This window comes from Microbacterium esteraromaticum (assembly GCF_017303215.1).
Classification (GTDB): Bacteria; Actinomycetota; Actinomycetes; order Actinomycetales; family Microbacteriaceae; genus Microbacterium; species Microbacterium esteraromaticum_C.
The window spans coordinates 17,934-37,743 of the sequence record NZ_JAEMWU010000001.1 but is presented as its reverse complement, the minus strand read 5'-3'; the positions used below and the strand labels follow the sequence as shown (position 1 = coordinate 37,743).

The 19,810-nt window shown below is 69.6% G+C and carries 16 protein-coding genes; 8 read left to right on the top strand and 8 right to left on the bottom strand.

Annotated features, from left to right (window positions below; all coding sequences use genetic code 11):
- Positions 1-4 precede the first annotated feature (4 nt).
- On the bottom strand, positions 5-436 hold the full coding sequence (locus JF543_RS00150; RefSeq protein WP_206822397.1) for a MarR family winged helix-turn-helix transcriptional regulator: 432 nt from the start codon (positions 434-436) through the stop codon (positions 5-7).
- A 111-nt stretch (positions 437-547) separates the two neighbouring features.
- Between JF543_RS00150 and JF543_RS00145 the strand changes: the two genes are divergently transcribed.
- From JF543_RS00145 to JF543_RS00120, 6 genes are all read left to right on the top strand, one after another.
- The gene (locus JF543_RS00145) at positions 548-1,288 is read left to right on the top strand and encodes a copper homeostasis protein CutC (protein WP_206822396.1); all 741 of its coding nucleotides are present in this window, start codon (positions 548-550) and stop codon (positions 1,286-1,288) included.
- 32 nt (positions 1,289-1,320) lie between these two features.
- Positions 1,321-2,184, top strand: coding sequence for an alpha/beta fold hydrolase (locus JF543_RS00140; protein WP_206822395.1), 864 nt, complete (start codon positions 1,321-1,323; stop codon positions 2,182-2,184).
- A 39-nt stretch (positions 2,185-2,223) separates the two neighbouring features.
- The gene (locus tag JF543_RS00135) at positions 2,224-3,273 is read left to right on the top strand and encodes a lipoyl protein ligase domain-containing protein (RefSeq protein ID WP_206822394.1); all 1,050 of its coding nucleotides are present in this window, start codon (positions 2,224-2,226) and stop codon (positions 3,271-3,273) included.
- Entirely contained in the window at positions 3,270-4,226 is a 957-nt protein-coding gene (locus JF543_RS00130; protein WP_206822393.1) for a DNA methyltransferase, read from the top strand. The genes JF543_RS00135 and JF543_RS00130 overlap by 4 nt, the downstream gene beginning before the upstream one ends.
- 34 nt (positions 4,227-4,260) lie before the next feature.
- Positions 4,261-5,154, top strand: coding sequence for a LysR family transcriptional regulator (locus tag JF543_RS00125; RefSeq protein ID WP_206551143.1), 894 nt, complete (start codon positions 4,261-4,263; stop codon positions 5,152-5,154).
- Between the two features lie 92 nt (positions 5,155-5,246).
- Entirely contained in the window at positions 5,247-8,687 is a 3,441-nt protein-coding gene (locus JF543_RS00120) for a bifunctional proline dehydrogenase/L-glutamate gamma-semialdehyde dehydrogenase (RefSeq protein ID WP_206822392.1), read from the top strand.
- Positions 8,688-8,889: 202 nt separating this feature from the next.
- Here JF543_RS00120 and JF543_RS00115 read toward each other — a convergent pair whose 3' ends face one another.
- Positions 8,890-10,275, bottom strand: a complete 1,386-nt coding sequence (locus JF543_RS00115; RefSeq protein WP_206551145.1) for an aspartate aminotransferase family protein — start codon at positions 10,273-10,275, stop codon at positions 8,890-8,892.
- A 19-nt stretch (positions 10,276-10,294) separates the two neighbouring features.
- Entirely contained in the window at positions 10,295-11,779 is a 1,485-nt protein-coding gene (locus JF543_RS00110) for a CoA-acylating methylmalonate-semialdehyde dehydrogenase (protein WP_179409891.1), read from the bottom strand.
- Between the two features lie 100 nt (positions 11,780-11,879).
- On the opposite strand from JF543_RS00110, the gene JF543_RS14565 reads away from it, so the two are divergent.
- Positions 11,880-13,442 (top strand): PucR family transcriptional regulator, encoded by a 1,563-nt coding sequence (locus tag JF543_RS14565; RefSeq protein ID WP_347401056.1) that lies wholly within the window; start codon positions 11,880-11,882, stop codon positions 13,440-13,442.
- Positions 13,443-13,451: 9 nt separating this feature from the next.
- On the opposite strand, the gene JF543_RS00100 is transcribed toward JF543_RS14565, so the two are convergent.
- Genes JF543_RS00100 through JF543_RS00090 form a run of 3 tightly spaced genes read right to left on the bottom strand, consistent with a single transcriptional unit; the run spans position 13,452 to position 15,713 of the window.
- A complete protein-coding gene (locus tag JF543_RS00100; RefSeq protein WP_206551147.1) occupies positions 13,452-13,805 on the bottom strand; it encodes a cupin domain-containing protein in 354 nt (117 codons plus the stop codon).
- Positions 13,802-15,199 (bottom strand): NAD(P)/FAD-dependent oxidoreductase, encoded by a 1,398-nt coding sequence (locus tag JF543_RS00095; protein ID WP_206822391.1) that lies wholly within the window; start codon positions 15,197-15,199, stop codon positions 13,802-13,804. Before JF543_RS00095 ends, JF543_RS00100 begins: the two co-directional genes overlap by 4 nt.
- A gap of 46 nt (positions 15,200-15,245) precedes the next feature.
- Entirely contained in the window at positions 15,246-15,713 is a 468-nt protein-coding gene (locus tag JF543_RS00090) for an Lrp/AsnC family transcriptional regulator (RefSeq protein ID WP_179409893.1), read from the bottom strand.
- Between the two features lie 100 nt (positions 15,714-15,813).
- Here JF543_RS00090 and JF543_RS00085 point away from each other — a divergent pair, with 100 nt between their 5' ends.
- A complete protein-coding gene (locus tag JF543_RS00085) occupies positions 15,814-17,247 on the top strand; it encodes a gamma-aminobutyraldehyde dehydrogenase (protein WP_206822390.1) in 1,434 nt (477 codons plus the stop codon).
- Positions 17,248-17,388: 141 nt separating this feature from the next.
- On the opposite strand, the gene galE is transcribed toward JF543_RS00085, so the two are convergent.
- Together galE and galK are read right to left on the bottom strand one after the other, a co-directional pair.
- Entirely contained in the window at positions 17,389-18,366 is a 978-nt protein-coding gene (gene galE / locus JF543_RS00080) for a UDP-glucose 4-epimerase GalE (protein ID WP_206822389.1), read from the bottom strand.
- A gap of 162 nt (positions 18,367-18,528) precedes the next feature.
- Complete coding sequence (gene galK / locus JF543_RS00075; protein WP_206822388.1) at positions 18,529-19,722, bottom strand: galactokinase; 1,194 nt, start codon at positions 19,720-19,722, stop codon at positions 18,529-18,531.
- Positions 19,723-19,810 lie beyond the last annotated feature (88 nt).

Here is a 19,810-nt window from a genome sequence, read left to right as displayed (position 1 = left end):
CCGCTCATGCGTCGGCCATCTTCTGCAGCAGGGCGGCCGCCTCGCGCAGCACCGCGAGGTCGCTGTCGTCGAGGCCCGCGTCGGTGATCATCGCCGCCAGCAGCTCGTCGCGGCGGCGGATGGTCTCGGTGACCACGTCCTCGCCCTGCGGCGTGATCTCGACGTGCACCCGGCGGCGGTCGTCCTCGTCGGGGATGCGCACAACGAGACCCATCTCGACCAGCCCGCCGACGATGGCGCTCATGGTCGGCGCGGTGACGCGTTCGCGCTCGGCGAGCCGCGACAGCGTGTGCCTGCCGTGCGCGCGCAGGCCGCCCAGGATCGCCAGCTGCGCGTCGCTCAGGGAGTCGACGGCTCGCGCGCAGCGGAGGCGCCGGGCGAGGCGGAAGACGGCGTAGCGGAGTTCAGTGGCGGTGGCGGGGAGATCGGCAGTCATTGCTTAGATAGCCTAACTAACTTTTGGGTGATCCGGGGGATACATTTCGGGGGCGTGAAAATAAAGACCAGAACACTTGACGTCGAGGGCGATCCTGCGAAAATCGTTTTCATGTCACTCGCGCTTGAAATCGCCATCCAGGACCCTGCCGGAATGCGCATCGCGCGCGAGGCGGGTGCGGCGCGCGTCGAACTCACCCAGGCGCTGGCCCTCGGCGGGCTCACGCCCTCCCAGGCGACGATCGAAATCACCCGCGAGGTCGCGGGGGACGACGGCCCCGAGGTGCACGCCCTGGTGCGCTCCCGTGCCGGCGACTTCCACTACGACGCCGACGAGATCGCCCTCATGGCGCGCGATGTGCGCCTCGCGCTCGCCGCGGGTGCGCACGGTGTCGTCGTCGGATGCCAGGGCGACGACGGCGCGCTCAACCGGGAGGGTCTCGCACGACTGGTGGATGCTGCCGCTGGCGCCCCGGTGACGCTGCACCGTGTGATCGACACCACCCGGGACCCGATCGCCGCGCTGCGTACGGCGCGAGAACTCGGCATCCGACGTGTCCTGACCTCGGGTGGCGCCTCGCGCGCGGTCGACGGCGTCGACGTGCTGCGCGCGCTCGTCGCCGAGGCCGACGGCGGCATCGAGGTCATGGCCGGCAGCGGCATCACGGCATCCGACGTCGTCGCGATCGCCGCCACCGGAGTCGACGCGGTGCACTTCTCGGCCAAGCGCACGGTGACCGCCGATGGGGGAGTCCGCCTGGGATCCGCCAGCGACGGCGTCGGTGGCTACGAGACCACCGATCGCGACGCGGCACTGGCCGTCGTCGCCGCCCTCGCCCCGGTCGTCGCCTGACCCGCGCCGAGCGAAATCCGTAGACTCGGGCCATGGCCGCACCCACAACAGCCGAGTTCGTCGACGCCCACGGGATATCGATCGTGTACGACGTGTACACGGCAGCGGGCGAACCGCGCGGCGTCGTGCAGCTGCTGCACGGCGTCGGTGAGCACGCCGGCCGCTATGGGGCCGTCATTGACGCTCTCACCGCGGCCGGCTTCCACGTCTACGCCGACGACCACCGCGGCCACGGGCGCACCGGCATCAGACAACACGGCGGCCCGGCGAAGCTCGGCCGACTGGGGCCGGGCGGTCTGCGCGCCGCCGTCGCCGCCTGCTGGCAGCTCACCGGGATCATCCGCACCCACCATCCGGAACTGCCGCTCGTGCTGATCGGTCATTCCTGGGGGTCGTTCCTGTCGCAGATGCTGGTGAACCAGCATCCCGAGGCGTACGACGCCGTCGTGCTGACCGGCTCGGCGCTGCGCACCCCCGGTGACCTGAATGCGGCGCCGTTGAACGCGCGCTGGGCGGGGCCCGACGCGCACGGCCTGGAGTGGCTCTCGCGCGACCCCGCCGTGTGGGAGGCGTTCCGCGACGACCCGCTCACGACCGAGACGCCTCTGCTGAAACTGTTCGGCCCGATCGAGGCGCTGCGCCTGTACGGCCGACCGGCACGCGACCTCGGACGCGACATCCCCGTGCTGCTGATGGTCGGCGGCGACGATCCGGTCGGCGGCCCCCGCAGTGTGCACAAACTCGCCGACGCCTACCGCACGCGATCCGGGCTCACCGACGTCACCACACTGGTGTACCCCGATGCCCGGCACGAGATCTTCCACGAGCTGCAGGCCGAATCCGTGCGTGCCGACCTGCTGGCCTGGCTCGACGCGAGGGTGCCTGTCCGGGCGTGAACCCGGTGCGCTCGCGACCCGGCGGCTTAAGCTGGACGGGTGCATGGTGAGTACAAGGTTCCCGGTGGAAAGCTCGTCGTCGTCGATCTCGAGGTCGAAGACGGCCTGATCCGCGACTTCCGCCTCGCGGGCGACTTCTTCCTCGAACCCGACACGGCCCTCGACGCCATCAACGCCGCGGTCGAGGGTATGCCGGTCGAAGCCGACTCGGCCACGATCGCCGCCGCCGTGCGCGCGGCCCTGCCCGACGGCGCGCAGCTGCTCGGGTTCTCGCCCGAGGCCGTCGGCACTGCCGTGCGGCGCGCCCTGGTCACCGCCCCCGGATGGAGTGACTTCGACTGGGAGGTCGTGCACGAGAAGGCCGTCTCGCCGCGCATGAACCTCGCCCTCGACGAAGTGCTCACCGCCCGCGTCGGCGAAGGGCGCCGGCGCCCCACCCTGCGCATCTGGGAGTGGGACGAATCGGCCGTGGTGATCGGCTCGTTCCAGTCGTACCGCAACGAGGTCGACCCCGACGGTGCCGTGAAGCACGGCTTCGACGTCGTGCGCCGCATCTCGGGTGGCGGCGCGATGATGATGGCCGCGGGCCAGATCATCACATACTCGCTGTACGTTCCGGCATCCCTCGTGCAGGGCATGACGTTCGCCGACTCGTACGCCTTCCTCGACGACTGGGTGCTGCAGGCGCTGCGCTCGCTCGGTATCGAGGCGACGTATCAGCCGCTCAACGACATCGCCTCACCCACCGGCAAGATCGGCGGTGCGGCGCAGAAGCGCCTCGCCAACGGTGGCGTGCTGCACCACGCCACCATCTCGTACGACATCGACGGCCAGATGATGACCGAGGTGCTGCGCATCGGACGCGAGAAGCTCAGCGACAAGGGCACCACGTCGGCCGCCAAGCGCGTCGACCCGCTGCGCACGCAGACCGGCATGGAGCGCTCCGAGATCATCGAGCGATTCAAGAGCACGTTCCGCGCGCTCACCGGCGCCGAGGACGGCGCGATCTCGGACGACGAGTACGCGGCCGCCGAGCAACTGGTGCAGTCGAAGTTCGCCACCGACGCGTGGCTGCACAGGGTTCCGTGACCGAGTCCGCTGCTCGGGGCTCGGTCGAGATCATCCAGGGCGACAATCTGGCCGTCGCGCCCACCCTGGCATCCGGATCGTTCACCCTCGTCTACCTCGATCCGCCGTTCAACACCGGGCGCACCCGCGAACGGCAGGTCGTCACCGCCCGTCGCCTGCACGCAACTCCGGAGAATCCGGATGATCCCGGCCCAGAACCGGCAGATTCTGCCGAATCCGCCGCAGATCTCCGGAGTTGTGAACCGGAAGCCGGCGAGCCGAGCGTCGACCGCGAGGTGCGCCAGGGGTTCCACGGCCACACGTACGAGCGCGTGCGCGGCATGCTGCGCGCATACGACGACCGTTTCGACGACTACGGCGACTTTCTCATCCCCCGCCTGGAAGAGGCGTGGCGGCTGCTGGCCGCCGACGGCACCCTGTATCTGCACCTCGACTACCGTGAAGCGCACTACGCCAAGGTGATGCTCGACGCCGTGTTCGGCCGCGACGCCTTTCTCAACGAGCTGATCTGGGCGTACGACTACGGCGCCAAGTCGCGCCGACGCTGGCCGACCAAGCACGACACGATCCTGGTCTACGCGAAGACCCCCGGCGAGCACTACTTCGACTCGGATGCCGTCGATCGTGAGCCGTACATGGCACCGGGACTCGTGACCGCTGAGAAGGCCGCGCGCGGCAAGTTGCCCACCGACGTCTGGTGGCACACCATCGTGCCGACCACCGGCCGCGAGAAGACGGGATACCCGACGCAGAAGCCCGAGGGGGTGCTGCGCCGTATCGTGCAGGCGTCCAGTCGGCCCGGAGATCGTGTGCTCGACCTGTTCGCGGGATCGGGGACGCTCGGGGCCGTGGCTGCCCCACTCGGACGGCACGCGGTGCTCGTCGACGACAACGCCGATGCGATCCGGGTGATGCACGAGCGGATGCCGCACGCGTACGTCCGCACGATCTGAGGCGTGCCGCGGTGGCCGCAATTAGGATGGGCACGTGTTCGAGCTGAGGCGCCTGCGCCTGTTGCATGAGCTGGCACTGCGCGGCACGATCGCCGGGGTGGCGGCCTCGCTGTCGTACAGTCCGTCGACGGTCTCGCAGCAGCTCGCGCTGCTGGAGCGCGAAGCGGGGGTACCGCTGCTCGAGCCGGACGGGCGCCGGGTGCGACTGACGGCCGAGGGGCGGATGCTGGCAGAGCACGCCGCTCGCGCGCTCGAACTGGACGAGGCTGCTCGGGCCGCGCTGTCGGCGCCGGGGGCACTCGAACCCGTGCGGTTGGCCGCGATGCCGACAGCGGCGCAGACGATCGTGCCGGCCGCGCTGACGCTGCTGGCCGAACGCGCCCCGCAGCTGCGGGTGGAACTGGCCGAGCTGCCGCCCGAGAAGAGCCTGTTCGAGCTGTCGGCGCGCCGATTCGATCTGGTGATCGCCGAACAGTACCCCGGACATACCCGCGAGGTACACGCCGGTCTCGAACATCGACTGCTGGGAGAGGATCCGATCCGCATCGTGCTGCCGCCCGATGAAGAGCCGCGTGGTCTCGCTGAGCTCGCCGACCGGGTCTGGGTCATGGAGCCGGCCGGTACGGCCGTGCGCCACTGGGCCGTGCAGCAATGCCGGGCCGCGGGTTTCGAGCCCGATGTGCGGTTCGAGGCCGACGATCTGACTGCTCACCTGAGGCTCATCGCGGCGGGTCATGCGGTGGGGTTGTTGCCCGATCTGATCTGGGGAGATGAGCCCAGCGGCATGAGTCTGGCGACCCTTCCCGGCGCCCCCGTGCGCGAGGTTTTCACCGCCGTGCGGTCGGCGGCACGGGCATCCGAGAGCGTGACGCTGGTGCGGGCGGCGCTTGCCGACGCGTTCGCCGCGCACCGCAAGGTGGCGCCGTAGGCGCACCCGCCACAAAACCATCGATGAAACCAAACAGTCATCGTCGTAAAAGTTCGCTTTTCTTTAGGGGTCTCAGGCCGCATCCTGAGAACATGACCACCCCTCTGCTTCCCGACTCCGACACATCCGCCGAGCTCGCCGAGCTCGCCGACGACGCTGTCGCACTCGTCCGTCAGTGGCTCGTGCAGAGCCGCGAAGTTCCTACCGATGTCGCTGCACAGCGCCTCGCCGGCGTGCTGCGCGACGAGAACGGCCTCGCATTCACCGTCGGCTTCGTCGACGGCGTCGTGCGCCCCGAAGACACCAAGGTCGCCGCTCGTGCCCTGCGCGAGATCGTGCCGCTGACCCCCAAGTTCCTGCCCGCACCGCTGCGCGGCGCCATCGCCCTGGGCGGCGCTTTCGCCCCGATCCTGCCCGGGATCGTCGTGCCGATCAGCCGTCGCGTGCTGCGCGGCATGGTGCGCCACCTCATCGTCGACGCCCGCGACGCCCAGCTGGGCTCGGCCATCCGCCGCATCCGCTCGGCCGAGAACGTGCGCCTCAACGTCAACCTGCTCGGCGAGGCCATCCTCGGTCAGGAAGAGGCCGCCCGTCGTCTGGCCGGCACCCGCCGCCTGCTCGAGCGCGACGACGTCGACTACGTCTCGATCAAGGTGTCCTCGACCGTTGCCCCGCACAGCCCCTGGGCGTTCGACGAGGCCGTCGACGAGGCCATCGAGGCACTGCGCCCGCTGTACGAGGTCGCCAAGTCGAACGGCACCTTCATCAACCTCGACATGGAGGAGTACAAGGACCTCGACCTCACCATCGCGGTCTTCACGCGCATCCTCGACCGCCCCGAGTTCCAGAACGTCGAGGCCGGCATCGTGCTGCAGGCCTACCTGCCCGACGCCCTCGGCGCGATGATCCAGCTTCAGGAGTGGGCCGCCGCACGCGTGGCCGCCGGCGGTGCGCCGATCAAGGTGCGCGTCGTCAAGGGCGCCAACCTGCCCATGGAGACCGTCGACGCCGAGTCGCACGGCTGGGAGCTCGCGACCTGGTCGACCAAGCAGGAGTCGGATGCCTCGTACAAGGCCGTCCTGGACTACTCGCTGCAGGCCGAGCGCGTCAAGAACGTGCGCATCGGTGTGGCCGGTCACAACCTCTTCGACATCGCTCTGGCCTGGCTGCTCGCTGAGAAGCGCGGCGCCACCAGCGGCATCGAGTTCGAGATGCTGCTGGGCATGGCCTCGGCGCAGGCCGAGGTCGTCAAGCGCACTGTCGGCTCGCTGCTGCTGTACACGCCGGTCGTGCACCCCGACGAGTTCGACGTCGCGATCGCCTACCTGATCCGTCGTCTTGAAGAGGGCGCCAGCCACGAGAACTTCATGTCGGCCGTGTTCGATCTCGACGCCGACCCGAAGCTGTTCGACCGCGAGAAGCAGCGCTTCCTGGCATCCGTCGCCTCGATGCCCACCGAGGTTCCCGGTCCGAACCGTGTGCAGGACCGCAGCAAGCCCGCGGTGCCCGCACTGCGCGACGGCTTCATCAACACCCCCGACACCGACCCGTCGCTGGCGGCCAACCGTGCCTGGGGCGACGCGATCCGCGCCCGCATGGAGGGTTCGACGCTCGGCAACGACACCGTGGCGGCGAACACGCTGAAGTCGGCCGCGCAGGTCGACGAGCGCATCGCAACGGCCGTCGCCGCCGGTGAGGCCTGGCGTGCGCTGGGTGCCGCCGGTCGTGCCGAGGTCCTGCACCGTGCCGGTGACATCCTTGAGGCGCACCGCGGTGACCTGCTCGAGGTCATGGGTTCGGAGGCCGGCAAGGTCATCGAGCAGGGCGACCCCGAGGTGTCCGAGGCGATCGACTTCGCGCACTACTACGCCGAGAGCGCCAAGAAGCTCGCAGACGTCGACGGTGCCACGATGCAGCCGGTCGGCCTGACGGTCGTCACCCCGCCGTGGAACTTCCCCGTCGCGATCCCCGCCGGCTCTGTGCTGTCGGCTCTCGCCACCGGCTCGCCGGTGATCATCAAGCCCGCACGCCAGGCACGCCGCTCGGGCGCCGTCATGGTCGAGGCACTGTGGGAGGCCGGTGTGCCGCGCGACGTGCTGCAGTACGTGCAGCTCGACGGACGCGAGCTGGGCACCCAGCTGGTCAGCGACCCGGCCGTGGGTCGCGTGATCCTCACCGGCGGCTACGAGACCGCCGAACTGTTCCGCGGGTTCCGCAATGACCTGCCGCTGCTGGCTGAGACCAGCGGCAAGAACGCCCTGATCGTGACCCCCTCGGCCGACCTCGATCTCGCCGCCAAGGACGCCGTCTACTCGGCGTTCGGTCACGCCGGTCAGAAGTGCTCCGCCGCATCGCTGGTGGTGCTGGTCGGCTCGGTCGCGAAGTCGGACCGCTTCCGTCGCCAGCTGCTTGACGCGGTCAGCGCGTACGAGGTCGGCGCGCCCAGCAACGGCTCGACCCGCATCGGTCCGCTGATCGGACCCGCTGAGGGCAAGCTGCTCGGAGCGCTCACGCAGCTGCACCCGGGCCAGTCCTGGATGCTCGAGCCGAAGAAGCTCGACGACGAGGGGCGCCTGTGGCGTCCGGGCATCCGCGAGGGTGTCCAGCCGGGCAGTGAGTTCCACATGGTCGAGTACTTCGGCCCCGTGCTCGGCGTGATGACCGCCGAGACGCTCGATGAGGCGATCGATATCGTCAACGCGATTGAGTACGGCCTGACCTCGGGTCTGCACTCGCTCGACGAGGCTGAGATCCAGCAGTGGCTCTCGCGCATCGAGGCCGGCAATGTTTACGTCAACCGCGGCACCACGGGCGCCATCGTGCAGCGCCAGCCGTTCGGCGGATGGAAGAAGGCCGCCGTCGGCGCGGGTACCAAGGCAGGCGGCCCGAACTACCTCGTCGGTCTGTCGGAGTGGACGGATGCCCCCGTCTCGACCTCGCGTCCGCTGGATGAGCTGGGCCTGTCGGCCGTCAAGCTGGTCGACGGCGATGAGGCGGCCTGGCTGCGCGGCGCTCTCGCCACCGACATCGACGCGTGGGCGGACGAGTTCGGTGTCGTCCGCGATGCCACCGGTCTGGTGACCGAGCACAACGCCCTGCGCTACCAGGCGATCCCCGCCGCCATCCGTTTCGACGGTGGCCGCATCGTCGACCTGATCCGCGTCGCTGCCGCCGGTGTGCGCGCCGGCTCGCGCGTCACGGTGAGCACGGCATCGGCCCTGCCGACCCCCGTCGTCACCTGGCTGGGTGCGCACGATGTCGTCGTCGTGACCGAAGACGCGCAGGCCTGGGCGGGTCACGCCCGTCGCCTGGCCGACGCCGACGGTCGCGTGCGCCTGGTCGGATCGGATGCCGGTGCCACCGCATCCGCCGTGAACGGCTCGCCGAGCCTGGCGATCTACGCGAACCCGGTCGTCGCGGCCGGTCGTGTCGAGCTGCTGACGTTCCTGCGCGAGCAGGCCGTCTCGGTCACGGCGCACCGCTTCGGTACGCCGCACCGCTACGAGATCCCGCTGCTGGATCCCGTGCGCTGACACGTGAGTCGCTGAGACACGCAGAACAGCGCGAAGGGCGCCGGGGAGCATCCCCCGGCGCACTTCGTCGTCCCCGCGCAACAGCCACCCAACACCACGGGGCCCCAACACCACGAGGGGCCAATAAACGTCGGGTCGGGGGTGCCCGATGCCGCGTTTATTGACCCCTCGTGGGAGGTGCTGAGGAGGTGCCGGGTGGGTGTCAGGCGGTGTACTCGTCGGCGACCGAGAGGGCGTCGTCGAGCACGGCCAGGCCACGCACCAGGTCGTCCTCGCTGATCACCAGCGGCGGGGCGACGTGCATGCGGTTGAAGTGCGTGAACGGCCACACGCCGCCCTTCTTCGCCGCCGCAGCGAACGCGCCCATCGGCGCAGCATCCGCTCCCGCCGCGTTGAACGGCACCAGCGGCTCGCGCGTCTCCTTGTCGCGCACCAGCTCGACGGCCCAGAACAGGCCGCGACCGCGCACCTCGCCGACGCTCGGGTGGGCGTCGACCCACGCGCGCAGCGTTGGCTCGACGACGCGCTCGCCCAGGTCACGCACCCGCTCGAGGATGCCGTCGCGTCGGAACACCTCGAACGTCGCCACACCGGCGGCGCAGGCCAGCGGATGCCCCGAGTAGGTCAGCCCGCCGGGGAAGGCGGTCTTGTCGAAGTGCGCCGCGATGGCATCCGAGATGACGACTCCACCGAGGGGCACGTAGCCCGAGTTGACGCCCTTGGCGAAGGTGATCAGGTCGGGCTGGGCGTCGAACGCGTGGATGCCGAACCACTCACCCAGGCGGCCGAAGCCGACCATGACTTCGTCGGCGATGTACACGATGCCGTACCGGTCGCACAGCTCGCGCACGCCCTGCAGGTAGCCGGGCGGCGGCACGAGCACACCGTTGGTGCCCACGACCGTCTCGATGATGATCGCCGCGATGGTCGAGGGCCCCTCGAGCACGATCGTCTGCTCGAGGTGCTCCAGCGCACGCTGCGACTCCTCGGCGAGGGTGGTCGAGTGGAACGGCGAGCGGTACAGGTAGGGGCCGAAGAAGCGCACGGCTCCGGCATCGCTGACTTCGTTCGCCCAGCGGCGCGGGTCGCCGGTCAGCGAGATCGCGGTCGAGGTCGAGCCGTGGTAGCTGCGGTACATCGAGAGCACCTTGCGGCGTCCCGTGGCCTGGCGGGCCATGCGCACGGCGTACTCGTTCGCCTCGGCGCCGCCGTTGGTGAAGAACACCTTCTCGAACCCGTCCGGGGCGACCTCGCTGATGAGGCGGGCCAGCTCGCCGCGCACGTCGTTGGCGACGGCGGGCTGGATGGTCGCGAGGCGTCCGGCCTGCTGCTGGATCGACGCGACGAGATCGGGATGCTGGTGACCGAGGTTGAGGTTGACCAGCTGGCTGGAGAAGTCGAGGTACGCGTTGCCCGCGTAGTCCCAGAACGTCGATCCCTCGCCGGCGGCGACCGGCAGCGGGTCGATCATCGCCTGGGCGCTCCACGAGTGGAACACGTGGGAGCGGTCGTCGGCGCGTACCTGCGCTTCGGCCTCGGGTGCGGGGAGCGGATGCTGCACGCCGTGCCGGTCGGTGAACTGTGCCATATCGGTGTCTCTTTCGCGATCAGTGGTTGCTCGGGAAGCCGAGGTCGATCTGGGCGGGGGTGTGGTCGGGCCAGCGGGTGGTGACGACCTTGGAGCGGGTGTAGAAGTGGATCGATTCGGGGCCGTAGATGTGCGAGTCGCCGAACAGGGAGTTCTTCCATCCGCCGAACGAGAAGGCGCCCACGGGCACGGGGATCGGCACGTTGACGCCGACCATGCCGACCTCGATGTCGAACTCGAACTGGCGGGCGGTCCCGCCGTCGCGGGTGAAGATCGCAGTGCCGTTGCCGAAGGCGTTGGCATTGATGAGCTCGACGGCGTCGGCGTAGGTCTCGACGCGCACGACCGACAGCACGGGGCCGAAGATCTCTTCGTCGTAGGCCTTCATGCCGGGGCGCACGTTGTCGAGCAGGGTGACGCCGGTGAAGAACCCGTCATTGTCGAAGCGCTTCTGCGTGCCGTCGACGACGACGGTGGCGCCCTCGGCTGCGGCGCCGGTGACGTACGACTCGACCTTGTCGCGGTGCTCACGGGTGATGAGCGGGCCCATCTCGCTGGCCGGGTCGGTGCCGTCGCCGATGCGCAGGTCGCCGATGCGTGAGCGGATGCCCTCGACGAGCCCGTCGGCGATGTCGCCGACGGCGACGAGCACCGAGACGGCCATGCAGCGCTCGCCGGCCGAGCCGTAGGCGGCCGAGATGGCGGCGGCGGAGGCAGCCTCGATGTCGGCGTCGGGCATGACGACCATGTGGTTCTTGGCGCCGCCGAGTGCCTGCACGCGCTTGCCGTTGGCCGAGGCCCGCTCGTAGATCGACTTCGCGATCGGGGTCGAGCCGACGAAGCTGATGGCGGCGACGTCGCGCGCGTCGAGCAGGGCGTCGACGGCGGTCTTGTCGCCGTTGACGACGTTGAGCACGCCGTCGGGCAGGCCGGCCTCCTGGAAGGCGCGGGCGATCCAGAGCGCGGCCGAGGGGTCCTTCTCGCTGGGCTTGAGTACGACGGTGTTGCCGCAGGCGATGGCCGAGGCGATCATCCACAGCGGAACCATGACGGGGAAGTTGAACGGCGTGATGCACGCCACCACGCCCACCGGCTGCTTGACCGAGTGCACGTCGACGCCGCGCGCGACCTGCTCGGCGCGCTCGCCCTTGAGGTGGTGCAGCAGGCCCGCGGCGAACTCGACGTTCTCGATGCCGCGCGAGACCTCGCCGGCGGCGTCCGAGAGCACCTTGCCGTGCTCGCTGGTGATGATCGCGGCGAGCTCGTCGGTGCGCTCGACGAGGATCTGGCGCAGGCGGAAGAACACATCGGCGCGCTTGATGAGGCTCGACGACCGCCATGCCGGAGCGGCAGCCTTCGCCGTGGCGATCGCGTGGGCGACCTCGTCGGCCGAGGCGGCCGCAACCTGGCGGTGCACCTCACCGGTGGCCGGGTTGTACACCGGCAGGGTGCGGGCGGTTTCGCCGGCGTCGGCGCCGTTGATGAAGTGGCGGATGGTGCTCACAGATGTGCTCCTCGTCGAGAGTCAGGGGATGTGTCGTACAGAATGACCGAATCGGTACGAATGGCTTGATCCCCATGCTGACAGAGGCAAGGATGGGAGAGTGGGTGCAGATCGTCAGGACATCGGCGCGGATCAGACAGATCGTCCGGAAGAGGATGCGCTCCCTCGTGTGCGCGACGTGCTCCGTGTGGACGCGCTGCAGCGCGGCGCCCCCGAGGTGCTGGTCGGCGGCGAGGCGCTGGATGCCCGTGTGCGCTGGGTGCACGTCTCTGACAGTGACCAGGTGGCCGACCTTCTTGACGGCGGCGAGCTGCTGCTGACGACGGCAGCGGGGTGGGCGGGGGCGGATGCCGCGCTGCACGATCTGGCCGACCGACTGGCCGGGGCCGGCGTCGCCGGGGTCGTGATCGAGCTCGGGACACGCTTCACGGTCGCACCGCCGGCGTTCATCGCCGCGTGCCGCGCCCGGGGTCTGGCGCTGATCGCCCTGGAACGCGTGGTGAAGTTCGTGACGGTCACCGAGGCGGTGCATCGCCGGATCATCTCGGGGCAGCTGGAGGCGCTGCAGGAGCGTCAGCGGTTGCATGAGCTGTTCACCGGGCTGAGCCTGCGCGGCGCACCCGCGGATGTCGTCGTGCGCGAGACGGCCCGCGTGCTCGATGCGCCCATCGTGCTCGAGACGCCCGGGCGCGAGGTGGTCACCGCCGAGGTGCGCGACGTGCGGGCATCCGATGTGCTCACCGGGTGGGCCGCCCGATCCCGCAGCGACGTGGAGTTGTTGACGGTGCCGGTGCAGGCGCGTGGCGTGCGATGGGGTGCGCTGGTCGCGCTGCCCGGAGCGGAGCATCCGGCGGGGGCGCTGACCGTGCTCGAGCTGGCTGCGACGGCGCTGGCCTTCGCCCGGCTCGCCGACGGCCCTACGGCCTGGGAGGTGCTCCCGGCGCGGGATCTCGTTCAGGCGATCGCGGGGGGCGGCCACAGCGGCGACGCGGATGTGGCGGCGCGCATGGCGGCGGCGGGGCTGCCGGTGGTGGGGCGTGCGCTCGGCGTGCTGGTGGTGCCGCGGGCGCAGCCCGGGCAGGTGCAGCGTCTGGTCGAGGCGCTCACCGCGACGGATGCCCGAAATGCGGGCGCTGATACGCGGGCGATGGGCGCCGTGCACGATGGCGATGGTGTGGTGCTCGTCTCGTCTCGGAGGAAACTGTCGTCGGCGCAGATCTTCGCCGCGGCGGCCGGGCTTTCGACGGGGCTCGCGATCGGAACACCGGCGTCGACGGTCGCCGAGCTGTTGGCATCCGTCCGTCCGGCGCGGCTCCTGGCCGCGCGCCTCGGCCCTGCCGAGGTGCGGCGCGTCGATGACCGGCCGCTGACGCGCCTGGTCACCGAGCTCGGCGGCGATCACCGCCTGCAGGAGCACAGTGAGCGGATGCTGGCGCCGTTGATCCGGTTCGATGAGCAGCACGGCGGCGACCTGCTGCGCGTGCTGCGCGCCGTGGTCGCGCACCCGGGCAGTCGCACGGCCGCAGCGGCGTCGTCGCACCTGTCGAGGTCGGTGTTCTACCAACGGCTCACGCTGATCTCGGACCTGCTCGACGCCGACCTCGACGACGGTGAGACGCTCGCGGCGCTGCACCTGGCGGTGCTGACGCTGCCGGTGCGGTGAACCGCGTCGTCAGACCAGGTACACCTTGCGCAGGGTCTCGGTGACGGTCCATACGGTGCGCATGCCCTCGGTGAGGCGGACGACCGAACCGGGGCCGAGGTTGATCGACGGTAGTGACGGATGCTCGAAGTCGACACGCGCCCGCCCCGACAGCACGATGAAGACCTCATCCTCCTCGGTATCCGCGGCCACACCGGGGCTCATCTCCCAGACGCCCAGCTCAACGCCCGAGAACGTCCCGAGGTCCTGTGCGCCGGCTGTCGGTTCCCCGCGGCGCACGTCGGCGGCCGGGAGCGGTTCATGTGCGAGGGTCAGGCCCGTGGCATCCGACGCTGTTCCCGGCGTGAGCGCATCCGCACTCACGAGTCGAACCCCATCCCGATCGCGTCGAGGGTCTTCAGCAGCAGGTTGCGCTTGCCCTCGTTGTGATCGGCGCGGTCCATCGCACGGCGCACCATGTTCACTCCGATCGCGGCGGCCGGCTCGGGAGGGAACGGGATCGGACGCGTGCGCACCATCTCGAGCTGGGTGCGCTCGTTCTCGACTCCGGCGAGCTTGTCGAGCATCACGTCCGCCGCGAAGCGGGATGCCCCGACGCCCAGGCCGGTGAAGCCGGTCGCGTACGCGACACGGCCGCCGCGCGCGACACCGTAGAACGCGCAGAACCGACTGCATGAGTCGATCGCGCCCGCCCAGCGGTGCGTGAAGGTCACATCCTCCAGCTGCGGGAACGTCGTGAAGAAGTGCGACGCGAGTCGTCGGTGCGATTCGGGGCGCTCCTCGTAGGCGGCGCGCACCTTGCCGCCGAAGTGGTAGATCGCGTCGTAGCCGCCGAACAGGATCCGGTTGTCGGCGCTGAGTCGGTAGTAGTGGAACTGGTTCGCGGAGTCGGCCAGGCCCTGACGGTTCTGCCATTCGATTGCGCCGAGCTGGTCGGTGGTGAGCGGCTCGGTCATCAGCACGTAGTCGTACACCGGCACCGTCATGAGCCGGTTGCGTGCCAGCAGCGACGGGAAGACGTTGGTGGCGAGTGCCACCTGGTCGGCGGTGACGGTGCCGCCCCCGTCGACCGTCACCGTCTGGGTGCCCTTGCCCGAGAGCCCGGTGACCCGGCTGTGCTCGTAGATCTGCACACCCAGCTCGGTCGCGACGCGGGCGAGTTCAACGGCGAGCTTCGCCGGATGCACCATCGCGCAGCCCCGCCGATCCCAGTTGCCGGCGAGATAGGTGGGGGAGTGCACCTCGGCGCGCACGGCGTCCTGGTCGAGGAACTCCTCGCCGTGCATCCACTCGATCTGGTGCGGCTCGGTGGCCACCGCCAGTTGGCCGGTGCGCTCCCAGTCGACGTCCATGCCGTAGCGCTGCACGGTCTGCTCGATGCCGTCGAGGTTCTCAAGGCCCAGGCGTTCGAGCTGCTCCATCTCGTCGGGCCAGCGGTTCATGCCGTTCTCGTAGCCGTGCGTCAGGCTCGCCTCGCAGAACCCGCCGTTGCGCCCCGACGCGGCCCAGCCGATCCGTGACGCCTCCAGCAGCACGACAGAGCGCTGCGGGTCGCGCTCCTTGGCGCGCACCGCCGTCCACAGGCCAGCGTACCCGCCGCCCACGACGACGAGATCGGCGCGCACATCGGTGCGCAACGGCGGATGCTCGGGGCGGGCGACATCATCGAGCCAGAAGGTCGAGTGTCGGGTGTCGCGCAATGCTGCATCGATCTGCGATTCGGCAGGCCGGAACCTCTCGAAGACGGTGGTTCCCATAGTTCTCACTCCGTTGTGGATATCGGGGAAGGGGCGGGGGTCGGCGTCAGCGCGTGCCCCAGTTGTAGAAGTCCTTGTGCAGGCCGGCGTAGAGGAAGCTCTCGGTGTGCGTCACCCCGGGGATCGATCGCACGCGCGATGAGACCAGGTCGAGCAGGTGCTCATCCGATTCGCAGATCGCCTCGGCGAGTACGTCGAACGATCCGAGCGTCACCACGACGTAGGCGATCTCGTCGATCGCCTTGACCGCGTCGGCGAGCTCGCGCGGATCACCGGTCGTGCGGATGCCGATCATCGCCATACGAGAGAAGCCGAGCTGTCGGGGGTCGGTCACCGCGACGATCTGCATGATGCCCGCATCGGTGAGGCGCTGCACGCGCTGGCGCACGGCGGCCTCACTGAGTCCCACCGCACGGCCGATGTCGGCATACGGTCGGCGTCCGTCCTGCTGCAGCAGCTCGATGATCTGCTTTGACACATCGTCGAGGACGGGGGCTTTCGACTTGTCGCTCACGTGTCGATCCTGACACTCAAAACGGTAGAACGCAACTGATTTCGCAGGATCTGGCGCAGAATACTTTCGATTCCGTAGGGATCCTGGTTAGAGTGGCGACATGGCTACGACGACGTTGCGCAACCACATCGCGGGTGAGTACCGCGAAGCCCTCACCGACGAGCGGCTCGACCTGATCGACCCTGCCACAGAAGGCGTGTACGGCAGCATCCCGCTCTCGGGTGTCGCCGACATCGACGCCGCGTACGCCGCCGCCGCGGCGGCTTTCCCCGCGTGGCGCGACGCGACCCCCGGAGACCGCCAGCTCGCCCTGTTCCGCATCGCGGATGCCATGGCCGCCCGCGCCGAGGAGTTCGCCGACCTCGAATCACAAGACACCGGCAAGCCCCGCGCCACCCTCGTGGCCGACGAGATCGAGCAGTCGATCGACCAGCTGCGGTTCTTCGCCGGCGCGGCGCGCAGCCTCGAAGGGCGCGCGGCCGGTGAATACCTCGCCGGACACACCTCGTACGTGCGACGCGAACCGATCGGCGTGATCGGCCAGGTCACCCCTTGGAACTACCCCCTCAACATGGCGGTCTGGAAGATCGCACCCGCGCTCGCCGCCGGGAACACCGTCGTACTCAAGCCCGCCGAGTCCACGCCGCAGTCCACGCTGCTGCTCGCCGAGATCGTCGCCGAGCACACCCCCGCGGGCGCGTTGAACGTGGTGCTGGGTGGGCGTGAGACCGGGGCAGCGCTGATCGCGCACCCGAGTGCGCAGATGGTCGCGATCACCGGATCGGTGCGGGCTGGCATGGCCGTGGCCGAGTCTGCGGCATCCGATCTCAAACGCGTGCACCTCGAGCTCGGAGGCAAGGCGCCCGCCGTCGTCTTCGACGACGCGTCGATCGACAAGGCGGTGGATGCCATCGTGTCGGGCGCCTTCTTCAACGCCGGTCAGGACTGCACCGCGGCGACCCGGGTGATCGTCCACGCATCGGTGCACGACGAACTTGTTCGCGCGCTGGTCGCCCGCACGCAGACGCACGCCCGCACCGGTGGGCCGCGCGAGGAGGGCGTGTTCTACGGTCCCCTCTCCAGCGCTGCCCAGCTCGCGCAGGTGCAGGGCTTCGTCGACCGGCTGCCGGCCCACGCGAAGGTCGAGACCGGAGGCACGCGGGTCGGCGAGCAGGGCTACTTCTTCGCACCCACGATCGTGTCGGGCATGCGTCAGGACGACGAGGCCGTGCAGGATGAGATCTTCGGTCCGGTGCTCACCGTGCAGTCGTTCTCGGATGATGACGAGGCCTTGGGCATGGCCAACGGCGTGCGTTATGCGCTGGCGGCATCCGTCTTCACCCGCGACCACAACCGCGCGATGCGCTTCACCCGCGATCTCGACTTCGGCTGCGTGTGGGTGAACACCCACATCCCGTTCGTTTCAGACATGCCGCACGGCGGATTCAAGCACTCCGGGTACGGCAAGGACCTCTCGCAGTACGGCTTCGACGACTACACGCGCATCAAGCACGTCATGTCTGCCTGGGACTGAGCGCTGGCTCTCGGCTGGCGAATCGGCGTTCCGGTCGCACTTCCTCCCGCATCCGACGCCGGGAAGCGGGAGAAACTGCGACCGGAGTGATCTGCCTCCCCGACGACCCGGGAGAAACTGCGACCGGAGTGATGTCGCCGATCACCCGGCGTTGCGGCGGGCCTCCCAGCCCGAGCGCACCATCTCGTCGACGGTGTGACGCATCGTCCAGTCCAGGTCGCGCGCGGCGAGCTCGCCGGTGGCGACGATGCGGTCGGGGTCGCCGGGGCGACGCGGACCGACGGTCGGCGTGAAGTCGATGCCGGTGACGCGCACCATGGCATCCATGATCTGCTTCACACTCAGGCCGTCGCCCGAGCCGAGGTTGTATGCGGGCTCGATCGGGCGGCCGTCGGCGAGGCGCTGCGCCGCCACGACATGGGCGGCCGCGATGTCGCCCACGTGCACATAGTCGCGCACGTTCGTGCCGTCGGGGGTGTCGTAGTCGTCGCCGAAGATCGCCGGGGTCTCGCCGGCGAGCAGCTTCTCGAACACGATCGGGAACAGGTTGTGCGGGCTGACGTCGTAGACCGTCGGATCAGCCGACCCGACGACGTTGAAGTAGCGCAGCGAGGTGTGGCGCAACGGAGCGTCGGATGCCGCGGTCGCGGTGCCCTGGTCGCGCAGCATCCACTCTCCGATCAGCTTCGACTCGCCGTAGGGGCTCGCGGGGCGCTTGGCGGTGTCTTCGGTGACGAGCGCGACGTCCGGCGTGCCGAACACGGCAGCGCTCGACGAGAACACGATGTTCGTCACGCCTGCGGCTTCCATCGCCTCGAGGATCACCCGGGTGCCCTCGACGTTCTGCGCGTACGTGTGCAGCGGACGCTGCACCGAGACGCCGGCGTACTTGAAACCCGCCACGTGGATGACGCCCTCGACATCGTGCTCACGCAGTGTGCGCTCGACCAGCTCGCGGTCCAGGATGCTGCCGTCGACCAGCGCCACGTCCTCGGGGACGAACGACGGTTTCCCGCTGGAGAGGTCATCGAGCACGACGGGGGTCAGGCCGGCCGCGGACAATGCGCGCACGACGTGTGCTCCGATGTAGCCGGCGCCGCCGGTGACAAGCCAAGACATGATGTTCCTTCCCTCGCGCGGATGCGCAGTGTCATTGTGTCAGGTCGGGTTCTGCGGCTGCCTGCCCGGACATGTGTGTCACCTGGTCGCCTCGCGGTGGCGCATTGCGGCCAAGTGTGCGACTTGCCCGGGGCGCCTGGAGCTACCGGAGCCCCAGGCTGTTCAGGCGTCCCGCCGCGGGCCGCCCGACGGTTGCACGGTGAAGATGTGCGGGGTGGCGAAGCCGGCATCCGAGAACGCCCGCGCGACAGCATCCGACACCGACGCGACCGACGCATGCTCGATCAGGGCGATCGCCGCCCCGCCGAAACCGCCGCCGGTCATGCGCGCGCCGATCGCGCCGTGCGCGAGCGCCGTCTCGACGGCCAGGTCGAGCTCGGGCACCGAGATCTCGAAGTCGTCGCGCATCGATGCGTGCGACGCGACGAGCAGGTCACCGATCGCGCGCGGTCCCTGCGCGGCGAGGGCGTCAACCGTGTCGAGCACGCGCTGGTTCTCGGTGATCACGTGGCGCACCCGGCGGAACGTCACGTCGTCCATCAGATCGGCGGCGCGGGGCAGGTCTTCGACGCCGGCGTCGCGCAGCGAGCGGATGCCGAGCAGCTCGGCGCCCTGCTCGCACGATGCCCGGCGTTCGCGGTACCCGCCGGTCGAGTGCGAGTGCTTGACCTGCGTGTCGATCACGAGCAGTTCGAGGTGCTCAGCGGTGAACCCGGTGGGCACCGAGCGGGTTTCGAACGTCCGGCAGTCGAGGAAGGTTGCGGCATCGGGCAGGCCGAGCATCGACGCCATCTGGTCCATGATGCCGGTGGGCGCGCCGACCGCCTCGTTCTCGGCGCGGCGTCCGACCTGAGCGAGCGTCACCGGGTCGAGGTTGAGTTGCCAGAGCTCGTCGAGCGCGGATGCCACGGCCCCTTCGATCGCGGCGGACGACGACAGCCCGGCACCGACCGGAACGTCGGACGCGATCGCGATATCGGCACCGTGTTCGGCGGGCGTGGGTGCGAGTGCCCGCATCGCCCAGGCCGCGCCGAGCACGTAGGCCGACCATTCGGGTACGGCGGGCGCCTCTCCCGCAGGCGTGGGGAAGAGACGGTCGAGGTCGTCGAGCGACACCTCGACCGGCTCATCGGCGAACGTCGAGGCGACCCGGATGCGGCCATCTTCGCGCGGGCTCGCCGCAGCGTAGGTGCGGTGCTGGATCGCGAACGGCAGCACGAAGCCCTCGTTGTAGTCGGTGTGCTCACCGATGAGGTTCACCCGGCCGGGCGCCGACCAGATGCCCTGAGGTGCGGTGCCGGCGAGGGCCGTGAACAGGTCGCGGGCGGCGGTTTGTGCTGTTGATGTGTGGGTCATGGTGCCTCGGTTCGGATTCTCGGTTGCCCCGTGTGCGAGGGGGGCGCACCCTCATGAGGCGTCCCAACCCTCACGAGGGGTCAAAATG